Origin of the sequence: Plantactinospora sp. ZYX-F-223, from assembly GCF_039649625.1 — a bacterium.
Lineage (GTDB): Bacteria > Actinomycetota > Actinomycetes > Mycobacteriales > Micromonosporaceae > Plantactinospora.
The window spans coordinates 77,971-89,068 of the sequence record NZ_JBDJAV010000005.1; the positions used below are offsets into that span (position 1 = coordinate 77,971).

Here is an 11,098-nt window from a genome sequence, read left to right on the forward strand (position 1 = left end):
CCGTGTCCCACTATCCACGCGCGATCGTACCGATCGACCACGTCGAACCCTGCGCCCGGCGGATCCGCGGCGTGCTCAACGGCGAGTGGGTCTTCGACACCACCAACGCCCGGTACGTCTGGGAGGCGCAGCACTACCCGCACTACTACATCCCGATCCGGGACGTCCGCCAGGACCTGCTGGTCGACGAGCACGACCTGGAGCAGTACAGCGTCGGTACGGCCCGGCAGTACGGCATCCGGGTGGGAAACACCTACCACTCGGGCTGCGTCCGGGTACACACCGAGAAGTCGGTCGAGGGGCTGGCCGACATGGTGCGCTTCGAGTGGGACACCCTGGACACCTGGTTCGAGGAGGACGAGGAGGTCTTCGTGCACCCGCGTGACCCGTACGCCCGGGTGGACGCGCTGCGGTCGACCCGGCGGGTCCGGGTCGAGATCGACGGCGAGGTGCTGGCCGAGACGGGCTCGCCGGTGCTGGTCTTCGAGACCGGCGTGCCCACCCGGTACTACCTGAACCGGGCCGAGGTGGACCTCGGCCGGCTGATTCCCACCGAGACGGAGACCGCCTGCCCGTACAAGGGCCGGACCAGCAACTACTGGTCGGTCCGGGTCGGCGACACCACGCACACCGACGTGGCCTGGGCGTACGACTTCCCCACCCACCTCATACAGCCGATCGCCGGGATGGTGGCGTTCTTCAACGAGAAGGTCGACCTGTTCGTCGACGGTGAGCCGGTGCCCCGGCCGAACACCCGCTGGTCGCCGGAGTAGGGGTCGCCGGATTGCCCGAGGAACTGCTGGCTCGCGTCGTCCAGGTGCTGGTCACCGTCGTCGAGGCGGTGGGGGCGGCAGTGATCTTCGTCGGCGCGGTCTGGACCGCAGGCCGGTTCATGGTGGCCGGGATCCGGCACCGGTCGGCCGCCGTGTTCACCCCGATCCGGCTGTCGCTGGGCCGGTTCCTCACCCTGGGGCTGGAGTTCCAGCTCGCCGCCGACATCCTGCGTACCGCCGTCTCGCCGACCTTCGGCCAGCTCGGCCGGCTGGCCGCCATCGCCACCATCCGGACGGCGTTGAACTACTTCCTCGGCCGGGAGATCCGGCAGGAGCAGCGCCAGCTCGGCACCCCGGACGGTGGTGTTCCGGCGGAGCGGGCCGGACCGGCCGGCGAGGGGACGGGGCGGCGGTGAGGGAACTCGGCACCCTGCTCACCGCGCTCGCCCTGGCGGCGGCGGCGGTGACCCTGCTGACCACCGGCTCGTGGCGTACGGCGCTGCGGGTGCTGCTCGACCTGCTGGTGGCGGCCAGTCTGGTCCGGCTGGCCACCCTGGAGAGCTGGACGGATCTCGCCGGCGCCGCGATCGTCGTCGCGCTCCGCCAGCTCGTATCGGCGGCCCTGCTCGGCTCCGGCCGGCCCGGCGGTGGGGCCGGACCGGCCGGAGACCGGGTGGTGGTGGGATGGTCGAGGGTGAGGTGGCCGGGAACGGGCACGGGCCGGACCCGCTCCCGACCGACCTCCTAGAAGCCGCGCCTGCTGTTCGGGTCGGAGGCGACGGCGAGTACCTGCTGGAGGCCCCGGTAGGCGGCCTTCGGCTGGAGGTTCTCGTCCAGCGGGGTGGCCGAGCCCTGGCCGTCGAAGAAGCCGGGGACCCAGGAGTACTTGTCGGTGAAGCCCCACACGGTGAACATCACACAGCGCGGGGTGAGCAGGCAGGCGGTCAGGAGGGTGTTGAAGCTACCCACCTGCCCGGCCTCCTTGTAGGTGTCGACCGGCAGGAAGAACCGCACGTCGACCTCGGTGAACGCGGTCTCCAGGCCGAGCTTGTCGAACCGCGCCAGGTTCTGCGGGGCGTCGATCGGCAGCGGGTACTGGAGGTCCAGGTGGCCCTGGAAACCCATCCCGTGCAGCGGCACCCGCTGCTTGCGGAGCTGCTTGGCCAGCTCGTAGTAGGCGGTGCTCTTCGGGTTGACGTTGTCGATCGCGTAGTCGTTGAGGAAGAGCTTGGCCCGCGGGTCGGCCGCGTGCGCCCAGCGCAGCGCGTCGGCGATGTAGTCCGGGCCGAGGTGCTGGCGGAAGATGGTGTCCCGGAGCACCGGGGCGTCGCCGTCGGTGAACGCCTCGTTGACCACGTCCCAGGCCCGGACCTTGCCCCGGAAGTGCTTCACCACCGTGCTGATGTGGTTGCGCACGATGTCGCGCAGCTCGGCGGAGTCGATCGAGCCGTCGGCGACCCCGTCGCTCAGCCAGGCGGGGAGCTGGCTGTGCCAGAGCAGCGTGTGGCCGTGCACCTGCTGGCCGTTGCGTCGGGCGAACTCGATCAGCTTGTCGGCCGGGTCCCAGTTGTACTGGCCCCGGGTCGGCTCCAGCTCCGACCACTTCATCACGTTCTCGGCGGTGACCGCGGAGAACTCCCGGGCCGCCCGCTCCCGGTACGGTGCGTCGGTCTCCAGCGCGTTCATGTCGATCGCGGTACCGATGCCGAGGCCGTGCTTCCTGGCCAGTACCCGCAGCGGAAGGTCCGTGGCCGTCCCGCCGGGTACGTGTGCGGCGGAGCCGCCCTTGGCCTGCGCGACGCCGAGCGGCGCGTGGGTCGGGGCCGCGGTGGCGGTCGACGGCCCGACCGGGTAGAGCGCGCCGGCCGCGAGTACGCCGACCAGGGCTATCCGAAGTTTTCTCATCGAGACAAGGCCTCCAGGGTGTGGTTCGACATCAGCCGCCGGCCGGAACCGGCGGGGGCGGCGCGCGGGGACGCATGCGCGTCGATCCCTACCGGAACGCGAGCCGGACCCGGCTTTGCTGCCGGACCAACTGTCAGAGATCCGACACTTTGCGGTGGCGGATCGACATTCCCGGAGAGTCATCGGAGATGCTATGTGGATCGGCGGCTGTGCTCAGTCGGCCTCCGCCATCGCCGCCGCGAACTGCTCCGGGGTGAGTTCCGCCCGGAACAGTCGGCGCAGGTTGTCGAGGAGTGCCGTGGCGGCCGCCGGCTCCAGCGCCTGGTCCCAGGCCAGCCCGTACGACGGGGCCCGGGTGACCAGTTCGTGCACCGAGGTACCGAACCCGGCGTGCTCCGTACCGCGCAGCCGGTCGGCCGCGTCGGTCACCGGCGGCACCTCGCCGTCGGCGGCCAGGTCGTCCAGGTAGTCGTCCGACGCGACCGCCCGGACGAACCCCAGGGCGGCCTCCCGATGCCGGCCGCCGGCCAGCACCGAGAAGTAGTGGGTGGGCACCCCGACCAGGTCGGCCGGGTCCCCGACCCCACCGGCGACCGTGGGAAACGGCACGAAGGCCAGGTCGCCGTCGGCCACGAAGTCCGGGTTCCGGGCGAGCTGGGTCGGGTATTCCCAGGTCCCCATCAGCTGCATCGCGGCGTGGCCGCCGGCCAGCCGCCCGGAGGCGGCGCCGTCGTCGTAGCTGGTCGAGTCGAAGTCGGCGCCGAAGGCGCCGCTGGCGGCGAGTGCCCGCGCCTCCCGTAGCGCCTGCACCACGGCCGGCTTCGACCACGCGCCGGGGTGGCCGGCGATGATGTCGGCGGTGGTGCCGGGGCCACCGATCCGCTCGGCCAGGTACATCACCCACATCAGCTCGGTCCACCCGTGGGCGCCGCCCAGGGAGATCGGGGTGATGTTCCGGGCCTTGAACGTATCCACCAGGGAGAGCAGCTGGGCGTAGCTGCGTGGCGGTTGCACTCCGGCGTCGGCGAAGACGCCCCGGTGGTAGAAGAGCACCACCGGGTGGGTACCGCCCATCGGGATGCCGTACTGCCGGCCGTCCACCACGCCGCCGGCCAGTGCGCTGGGCAGGAACCGGCCGGCGACCCCGGGCTCGTCCCGCAGCGGGGTCAGGTCGGCGAGCAGCCCGTCCCGGGCCAGCCCGGTCAGGTTCGCGCCGCCCCAGCTGGCGAAGACGTCCGGACCCTCCGGCGAGCCGACCTCCCGCAGCTTCGCCTTGTACTCCTCGTTGCCGAAGGTACTGAGATCCACGTCGACCTCGGCGCTCCGGTTGTACCGGTTCACCAGCTTCCGCAGCGCGGGCTCGGCGCCCGGCTGGGTGATCGCCCAGACCCGGATCGTCCCCCGCGCCCCCTCGCCGGCCGGTGGCACCGACGGCACTCCCGGGGTCAGTTGGGCGCCGGTCAGGGTCACCGCCAGGACCAGGACCGCCACCGCCAGGCTGGCCAGCCCGGTCCGCTGCCGCCGTTTCCGCCGGTAGCGCTGGCGGATCGCGACGATCGCCCCGGGAGCGGCCGCCGGCAGGGCGTCCTGTGCCTGGGCCAGGGTGGCGGCCAGCTCCTGGGCGAGCCGGTCGTCCACCGGACCTTCCTCGTCAACCACGTCCGCTCCGAATCGTCGACTGGGCGGGGGCCAGGTGCGCCCGCAGCGCGCGCTTGGCTCTCGCGTACCGGCTGGAAACCGTGCCCGGAGGCTCGTCGCAGATGCCGGCGATCTCGCTGAACGTGTACCGGTACAGCACGTGCAACACCACGACCGTCCGTTCCGCCTTGTCGAGCTGCTGCAACGCCTGCCACAGCGCGCCGTTGCCCACCGCGGTGGCGGCCGGGTCGTCGGGCCGGTGCTCGACGTCGTCGGTCAGTACCTCCCGGCGCCACCGCCGCCACCGGCTCACGTTGCGGGTCACGATCACCTGCCGGGCGTACGCCTCGGGGTTCTGGCCGGCCTTCGGCCACCGCTGCCACACCTCGACCACCGCGATCTGGGCCAGGTCGTCCGCCTCGGCCGCGCTGCCGCTGATCAGGTACGCGAACCGCCGCAAAGCGTCCAGCCGCGCCCGAGCGAACTCCTCGGCGTCGCTGAACGCACCGTGGGCCAAGGGTCCTCCTCCGGGCTCCTAAACGCCGGCCGCCGTCGATTTGCTGCACCGCGAACCTATCGGTCGGGGTGTTCCGGGTCACCCGTCGAAGTGGTGGACTGCCGCTCGGCCAGTTCGACGGCGTTGCGGAACAGCATCGCCACGGTGGTCGGGCCGACCCCGCCGACCCGGGGCGTGATCGCCCCGGCGACCGACGCGCACGACTCGTCGAGGTCGGGCAGCAGCCGCCGTCCCTGTTGACATCCTCTCCGCCCTAAAGGACGGAGATTCCCTCCACGCTGCGTGTGGAACACGCGGCGTCCGGGTGGGTTACCGCTTCCCTGCGCGCCGCCGGGACGAGTCCCGGTCTTACGTGCGCTCCACGGTCGTTTAGGCTCTCCGCCTGTCCGGCGGCGAGCACGTTGATGGCGGCGTTGACGTCCCGGTCGTGGGTGGTCCCGCAGGGGCAGTCCCACCACCGGACGTTCAAGGCCATCTTGTCGTTGATGCGGCCACACTGCGAGCACATGCGGGTGGATGGGAAGAATCGGTCCACCCGGCCGAATGTCCTGCCGTACTTCGCGGCCTTGTACTCCAGCATGGCGGTGAAGCTGGCCCAGCCCGCATCGTGCACGGATTTCGCCAGCCGGGTCCGGCCGAGTCCGGCAACGGCAAGGTCCTCGACGTACACCGCTTGGTTCTCGCGGATGATCGTCGTGGACAGCTTGTGCTGCCAGTCCCGCCGGGTGTCGGCCACGCGGGCGTGCGCCCTGGCGACCAACACGGCGGCCTTCTTGCGGTTCTGACTCCCGCGCCGCTTGCGGGAGAGGGCTTGTTGCAACCGCTTAAGCTTGCGGGCCGCACGGCGCAGAAACCTGGGCGCGGCCACCTTCGTGCCGTCGGACAGGACCGCGAAGTGCGTCAAGCCCAAATCGATGCCGACTTCCGAGTCCAGTTCGGGCAACGGCTCGTCGGTGGTCGAAACGACGAACGAGGCGAAGTACCGCCCGGCGGCGTCGGTGATGATCGCCACGCTCGACGGGTCCGATGGCAACGACCGTGACCAGCGCACCACCACGTCGCCGATCTTCGGCAGTCGTAGGTGGCCGTTGTCGAGGACCTTGAACCGAGAGTTCTTGGTGAAGCGGATCGCCTGCCGGTTGTCCTTGCGGGACCGGAAGCGGGGCGGGGCGACCTTGCGGCCCTTGCGCTTGCCGGTGACCGAGGCGAAGAAGTTCCGGTACGCGGTGTTCAGATCGGCCAGGGCCTGCTGCAACACCACGGCCGACACCTCGCCCAGCCACGTCCGCTCCGGGGTCGCCTTGGCTTGCGTGATGACCTGCTTGGACAGCTCGGCGTCCGACACGTACGGCAAGCCCGCCTCGCGGGCCTGCCGGCGCAGCTTGAGACCGTCGTTGAACACCACCCGCGCGCACCCGAAAGCCCGAGCCAGGTCGATCCGCTGGCCGGGAGTCGGGTACACGCGGAACTGGTAACGGAGCTGCACGGGAAGCACCGTACCATGTTGGTTTATGGCTGAGCTTCAAGGCATCCGAACCGGCAGGCACTGCGTTTTCGCGATGCATGTCCACTTGGTTTTCGTGACGAAGTTCCGGCATAAGGTGTTCGCCGACCGGCACCTGACCCGGATGGAGGCGATCATGCGAGACGTGTGCGCCGACTTCGAGACCGAGCTGGTCGAGTTCAACGGCGATAACAACCACGTACACCTGCTGGTCAACTTCCCCCCAAAGGTAGCCGTGGCCCGCCTGGTCAACTCACTCAAGGGCGTGTCCTCGCGGCGGCTACGGCAGGAGTTCCCTGACCTGGTACGCCACTACTACCGGGCCAACAAACTCTGGTCCGGTTCGTACTTCGCAGGCTCCGTCGGCGGCGCACCGCGCAGCGTCGTGAAGCAGTACATCGAGCAGCAGAACCGTCCCGGTTAAGGCACTGCTCGGGCCTGGCGGCCCTCCCAGCGCGGGCCTTCACCCCCGGCCTGAAGGCCGGAGCACTGGCCCGCATTCCGGTAGCCGGCGCTGGCGGAGTCGTCGCCGACCAGGATCGTCGCCAGGCTCGGCACGACACCGGCCCGGCGCAGCGCGGCGACCCGGGCGGTGACCTCGGCGAAGACCGCCTCGGCGACGGGACCACCGGGCAGCAGCCGGGCAGTGTGGACCTCGGGGGCACGGGTCTCGGACACGGTCACGGGGCTTCCTCTCGACGTGGAAAGCCCCGGCACCCAGGCGTACGGCGACGGAGTCGAGCCCGGCGGTCGCTTCCCGGTGGTGCTCCACCCGACGCCAGTCACGACCGCCACGGCGAGCCTACCTCCGGCTGTCCCGCCGCTGCCGGTGTTGCCGTCCTGAGCTGGGCAAACGCGAGGCCGGTCCGGGTCGGTCCGGCTCGACTCGCGGCTGTCGTACCGGGGCCGTACCGTTTTCCTCAGGTGCTCCTCGAAAAGGACGGTGAGGGCGGATGTCCCGAGAAGGCGATGTCAACCAGCCCACGCGTGAGTTCCCCGGCTATGCGAAGGGGCAGGCCACCCCGCCCGACCCGGCCGACCCCTGGTCCGACGGCACGGCGGACGGCACCCGGCCGCTCGACGCAGACGAGGCCCGGCCGGACCGGTCCGAACTGGAGCCGACCGGCGGCAGCCGGTGGGGCCGTGGCCTGTTCGTCCTGGTCGGCATCATCGGCGTGGTCGCCGTGCTGGTGCTCGGCGTGCAGGTCAGCGGGATCCTGCCGGACTGGCGCAACCCGTTCGCCAAGGAGGAGACCGACCGCAGCCAACCGCCGCTGCTGAAGTCGATCCAGGACCTCAGCCGGTACGTCGCGGCCGAGGGCAACTTCGAGGTCGTCGTCGACCTGGAACGCAACCGGAAGTACGTTCCGGACTTCCTGCTCGGTGAGCGCACCCTCTTCGTCGGGGCCGGCACCGTCGACGCGTACGTCGACTTCGGAGCGCTCCGCGACGACGCGGTGGTGGTCTCCGCCGACCGGAAGTCGGTGGAGATCAAGCTGCCGGCGCCGCAGCTCGGTCAGGTCAACCTCGACCTGGAGCGGAGCTACGTCTTCGCCGAGAAGCGCGGCATCCTCAGCCAGCTCGGCGAGGTCTTCGGCAGCGACCCGAACCGGCAGCGCGAGGTCTATCTCAAGGCCGAGCAGAAGATCGCCGACGCGGCCAAGAGCAGCGGGCTCGGCGAGCGTGCCCAGGAGAACACCCGGAAGATGCTGGACCAGATGCTCCGGTCACTCGGCTACGAGCAGGTGACCATCACCTACGTCCAGCCGTGACCGGCGCGGCCCTGAGCGTGCTGGCGGCACCGTCGGCCGACGAGCCACCACTGCTGTTCGGGGCCGCGATCTGGTCCATCCTGGTCATGGCGGTCGTCCTCGTCGCCAACCTGGTCGTACACCTGCTGCGGAACTGGGTCGGCCCCCTCGACCGGCTGGTCGAGGGGGCCCGGCAGGACGTCTACCTCACCCACGTCCGGGGGCCGGCCGCCGCCGTGATCGTCGCGGCCACCAGCGGGTACGGCATCAACATCGTCACCGGGGACGGTGACTCCCCGCTGGCATACCTGGGCCTGCTGATGGCGCTGCCGCTGCCGCTGGCCATGGTCATCTGGGCCGGTGTCCGGGCGGTACGCCAGGCCGATTTCGCGCAGGCGTGGCCGCCGGAGTCGATACCGGTCGAGGACCGGGTAAAGGTCCGCTACGTGCTTCGGCGGGTACGCGCCGAGGCGGAACGGCTCGCCGGGATGCCGGCCGAGGAACGGGACCGGCTCGGCGCGCTGGTGACGAAACTCTCCGACGAGACGGTGCCGGCGCTGCACGCCCGACGCGACCGCGGGCTGCGGCGGTGGCTGCGCGACCATCTGGTAATCGCCGTGGGACTCGGCGCGTGGAGTGCGCTCACCGTCGGGGCCGTCGGGGTCGCCCTCGCCTCCCGGTACGACCGGCCGGGGCGGATCGCCGCGGTCGTCACCGGGTTCGCGGTGGTGGTCCTCGGCATCCAGGCCGGGCTGCTGGCCGTGCTGCGTCGGCGGAGCCGATACCGGTCCGCCCTACTCGCCGAAGAGGTCGAGGCGACCGCTGGTGGCATCCGGCGACGCATCACGGAACAGCGGCTGGGCCTGGGCAGCGGTCCGGCCGACCTGCCCGGCCGGCAGCGTCGGCGGGGCTGACCGCCCGGCCGGCAGCACCGGCGCGGCTGAGCCGGGCCGGTGCGGTCGGGTCAGTGCGCCGCGACGTAGTGGCGGTCCTCGTTCGGCATGATGATCCAGAGCGCCAGGTAGATCACCACCTGCGTGCCGGGCAGCAGCAGCGAGAGGATGAAGAGCAGCCGCATCATTCCGGCGGACATGCCGAAGCGGCGGGCCAGGCCGGCGCAGACACCGGCGATCATGCGGTTGTCCCGGGGGCGGGTGAGCTTGCGGCTCATCGACGTCTCCTCTGGTAACGGTGGAACGGGCGGCTGATTCCACGGTAGGAACGGGGGGCTGCGCCGCCCTCGGTCTCCAGGCGGATCCGGACACCAGGTACCCGTAGGTACTTACCCGGGCGGGGCCGGCGGACACCCGGGCCCGGTGCCGGCGACCGGGGGCGGGGGTCTCCGCAGGCTGTCCCGCCCGCCGGCCCCGGGTGACCCACGCGGCCCGGGCCGGGGCCGGGTAGGCTCGCGGACCGGCAGCTCAGGGGCATGCTTGGGGAACAGCGGCGACCGCCCGGGGGCCAGGGGTCGGCAACGGGGCCGGCCCGGGAGGAGTTTCGATGATCAGCGCTTTCGACCTGTTCACGGTCGGGATCGGGCCGTCCAGTTCGCACACCGTCGGTCCGATGCGGGCTGCCCGGACCTTCGCGGCCGGGCTCAAGGCCGACGGGCTGCTCGCGGAGACCGCCCGGATACGCGCCGAACTCTTCGGCTCGCTCGGTGCCACCGGGCACGGGCACGGCAGTGGGCCGGCCGTACTGCTGGGGCTGCTCGGGGAGGCGCCGGAGACGGTCGACCCGGACCGGGTCGCCGAGACCGTTGCCGGGATCCGGGCCAGTGGCCGGCTGGGCGTACTCGGTGCGCACGAGGTGGACTTCGACGCGGACCGGGACCTGGTGCTGCACCGCCGCCGGTCGTTGCCGTTCCATCCGAACGGGATGACCTTCACCGCGTACGACCCGGCGGGTGGACCGTTGCGGGCCCGGACCTACTACTCGGTGGGCGGCGGGTTCGTGGTGGACGAGACCGCGACCGGCGCGGACCGGATCAAGCCGGACAGCACCCGGGTCCGGCACCCCTTCGGCACCGGGGCCGAGTTGCTGGCCCTGACCGCCGAGACCGGGCTGCCGATCAGCGGGATCATGCTCGCCAACGAGCGGTCGTGGCGGAGCGAGTCGGAGATCCGCGCCGGCCTGCTGGAGATCTGGCGGGTGATGCGGGAGTGCGTCGACCGGGGCAGTCGGCGGGACGGGACGCTGCCCGGCGGGTTGCGGGTCCGGCGCCGCGCCGCCGAGCTGCGGCGGAGCCTGGAGGCGGACCCCGGTTCGGCCGACCCGCTGCGGGTGATGGACTGGGTGACGCTCTTCGCGCTCGCGGTCAACGAGGAGAACGCGGCCGGCGGCCGGGTGGTGACCGCCCCGACGAACGGTGCGGCCGGAATCATCCCGGCGGTGCTGCACTACTACACCCGGTTCGTGCCGGGGGCGTCCGAGGAGGGCGTACTGCGCTTCCTGCTCGCCGCCGCCGCGATCGGCGTGCTGTTCAAGGAGAACGCCTCGATCTCCGGCGCCGAGGTCGGCTGCCAGGGCGAGGTCGGCTCCGCCTGCTCGATGGCGGCCGCCGGGCTGGCCGAGGCGCTGGGCGGTACGCCGGCCCAGGTGGAGAACGCCGCCGAGATCGGCATGGAGCACAACCTGGGGCTGACCTGCGATCCGGTCGGTGGCCTGGTGCAGATCCCCTGCATCGAGCGGAACGCGGTGGCCAGCATCAAGGCGATCACGGCGGCCCGGCTGGCGCTGCGCGGCGACGGGAAGCACGCCGTCTCGCTGGACAAGGTGATCAAGACGATGCGGGAGACCGGCGCGGACATGAAGGTCAAGTACAAGGAGACCGCCCGGGGCGGGCTCGCGGTCAACGTCATCGAGTGCTGAGTCGCCGGCTGACCGGCTCCCAGGTGGCTGCTCGGCCGCCGGGTTGGTAGCAGCCGGCCGTCCGGTGTACGGCGGGCGTCTCCGAGGTGGCGTGCGGACGGCCGTCGGGTAGCGTTGGCATGTTGTCCGGGAAGATGCC

Annotated in this window: 12 protein-coding genes, 2 pseudogenes and 1 riboswitch; of the genes and pseudogenes, 7 read left to right on the plus strand and 7 right to left on the minus strand. The window is 71.4% G+C overall.

The window, feature by feature from the left end; genetic code table 11:
• Positions 1 to 2: 2 nt before the first annotated feature.
• Genes AAH979_RS06760 through AAH979_RS06770 form a run of 3 tightly spaced genes read left to right on the plus strand, consistent with a single transcriptional unit; the run spans position 3 to position 1,521 of the window.
• A complete protein-coding gene (locus AAH979_RS06760) occupies positions 3 to 773 on the plus strand; it encodes a DUF427 domain-containing protein (protein WP_346257159.1) in 771 nt (256 codons plus the stop codon).
• Positions 774 to 784: 11 nt separating this feature from the next.
• Entirely contained in the window at positions 785 to 1,189 is a 405-nt protein-coding gene (locus AAH979_RS06765; RefSeq protein WP_346257160.1) for a DUF1622 domain-containing protein, read from the plus strand.
• A complete protein-coding gene (locus AAH979_RS06770; protein WP_346257161.1) occupies positions 1,186 to 1,521 on the plus strand; it encodes a hypothetical protein in 336 nt (111 codons plus the stop codon). Before AAH979_RS06765 ends, AAH979_RS06770 begins: the two co-directional genes overlap by 4 nt.
• On the opposite strand, the gene AAH979_RS06775 is transcribed toward AAH979_RS06770, so the two are convergent.
• From AAH979_RS06775 to AAH979_RS06795, 5 genes and pseudogenes are all read right to left on the minus strand, one after another.
• Positions 1,518 to 2,678 (minus strand): endo-1,4-beta-xylanase, encoded by a 1,161-nt coding sequence (locus AAH979_RS06775; protein ID WP_346257162.1) that lies wholly within the window; start codon positions 2,676 to 2,678, stop codon positions 1,518 to 1,520. The genes AAH979_RS06770 and AAH979_RS06775 overlap by 4 nt on opposite strands.
• Before the next feature lie 213 nt (positions 2,679 to 2,891).
• On the minus strand, positions 2,892 to 4,337 hold the full coding sequence (locus AAH979_RS06780) for an extracellular solute-binding protein (RefSeq protein ID WP_346257163.1): 1,446 nt from the start codon (positions 4,335 to 4,337) through the stop codon (positions 2,892 to 2,894).
• Positions 4,330 to 4,833 carry a sigma-70 family RNA polymerase sigma factor gene (locus tag AAH979_RS06785; RefSeq protein ID WP_346257164.1) on the minus strand — a complete coding sequence of 168 codons (504 nt, stop codon included), beginning with the start codon at positions 4,831 to 4,833 and terminating at the stop codon, positions 4,330 to 4,332. The genes AAH979_RS06780 and AAH979_RS06785 overlap by 8 nt, the downstream gene beginning before the upstream one ends.
• Positions 4,834 to 4,889: 56 nt before the next feature.
• Positions 4,890 to 5,069, minus strand: a pseudogene (locus AAH979_RS06790) (bifunctional 5,10-methylenetetrahydrofolate dehydrogenase/5,10-methenyltetrahydrofolate cyclohydrolase); the annotation flags it as partial.
• 17 nt (positions 5,070 to 5,086) lie between these two features.
• Entirely contained in the window at positions 5,087 to 6,319 is a 1,233-nt protein-coding gene (locus AAH979_RS06795) for a transposase (protein WP_346257165.1), read from the minus strand.
• Positions 6,320 to 6,344: 25 nt separating this feature from the next.
• Between AAH979_RS06795 and tnpA the strand changes: the two genes are divergently transcribed.
• A complete protein-coding gene (tnpA, locus tag AAH979_RS06800) occupies positions 6,345 to 6,761 on the plus strand; it encodes an IS200/IS605 family transposase (protein WP_346257166.1) in 417 nt (138 codons plus the stop codon).
• An 80-nt stretch (positions 6,762 to 6,841) separates the two neighbouring features.
• Here the strand turns inward: tnpA and AAH979_RS06805 are convergent.
• A pseudogene (locus AAH979_RS06805) lies at positions 6,842 to 7,015 on the minus strand (bifunctional 5,10-methylenetetrahydrofolate dehydrogenase/5,10-methenyltetrahydrofolate cyclohydrolase); the annotation flags it as partial.
• 30 nt (positions 7,016 to 7,045) lie between these two features.
• Positions 7,046 to 7,133, minus strand: a riboswitch (ZMP/ZTP riboswitch).
• 157 nt (positions 7,134 to 7,290) lie between these two features.
• Here AAH979_RS06805 and AAH979_RS06810 point away from each other — a divergent pair.
• Both AAH979_RS06810 and AAH979_RS06815 read left to right on the plus strand, forming a co-directional pair.
• Entirely contained in the window at positions 7,291 to 8,109 is an 819-nt protein-coding gene (locus AAH979_RS06810; RefSeq protein ID WP_346257167.1) for a DUF4230 domain-containing protein, read from the plus strand.
• Complete coding sequence (locus AAH979_RS06815; protein ID WP_346257168.1) at positions 8,106 to 9,002, plus strand: hypothetical protein; 897 nt, start codon at positions 8,106 to 8,108, stop codon at positions 9,000 to 9,002. Before AAH979_RS06810 ends, AAH979_RS06815 begins: the two co-directional genes overlap by 4 nt.
• Positions 9,003 to 9,052: 50 nt before the next feature.
• Here AAH979_RS06815 and AAH979_RS06820 read toward each other — a convergent pair whose 3' ends face one another.
• Positions 9,053 to 9,259, minus strand: coding sequence for a PspC domain-containing protein (locus AAH979_RS06820; RefSeq protein ID WP_331205850.1), 207 nt, complete (start codon positions 9,257 to 9,259; stop codon positions 9,053 to 9,055).
• 329 nt (positions 9,260 to 9,588) lie between these two features.
• On the opposite strand from AAH979_RS06820, the gene AAH979_RS06825 reads away from it, so the two are divergent.
• Entirely contained in the window at positions 9,589 to 10,959 is a 1,371-nt protein-coding gene (locus AAH979_RS06825; RefSeq protein ID WP_346257169.1) for an L-serine ammonia-lyase, read from the plus strand.
• The last annotated feature ends 139 nt before the right edge of the window (positions 10,960 to 11,098 follow it).

What these genes read in the sequence shown, in the direction of transcription:
- AAH979_RS06820 (WP_331205850.1), bottom strand. Translation starts at nt 9,259, where the DNA reads ATGAGCCGCAAGCTCACCCGCCCCCGGGACAACCGCATGATCGCCGGT.
- AAH979_RS06825 (WP_346257169.1), top strand. Translation starts at nt 9,589, where the DNA reads ATGATCAGCGCTTTCGACCTGTTCACGGTCGGGATCGGGCCGTCCAGT.
- AAH979_RS06775 (WP_346257162.1), bottom strand. Translation starts at nt 2,678, where the DNA reads ATGAGAAAACTTCGGATAGCCCTGGTCGGCGTACTCGCGGCCGGCGCG.
- tnpA (WP_346257166.1), top strand. Translation starts at nt 6,345, where the DNA reads ATGGCTGAGCTTCAAGGCATCCGAACCGGCAGGCACTGCGTTTTCGCG.
- AAH979_RS06810 (WP_346257167.1), top strand. Translation starts at nt 7,291, where the DNA reads ATGTCCCGAGAAGGCGATGTCAACCAGCCCACGCGTGAGTTCCCCGGC.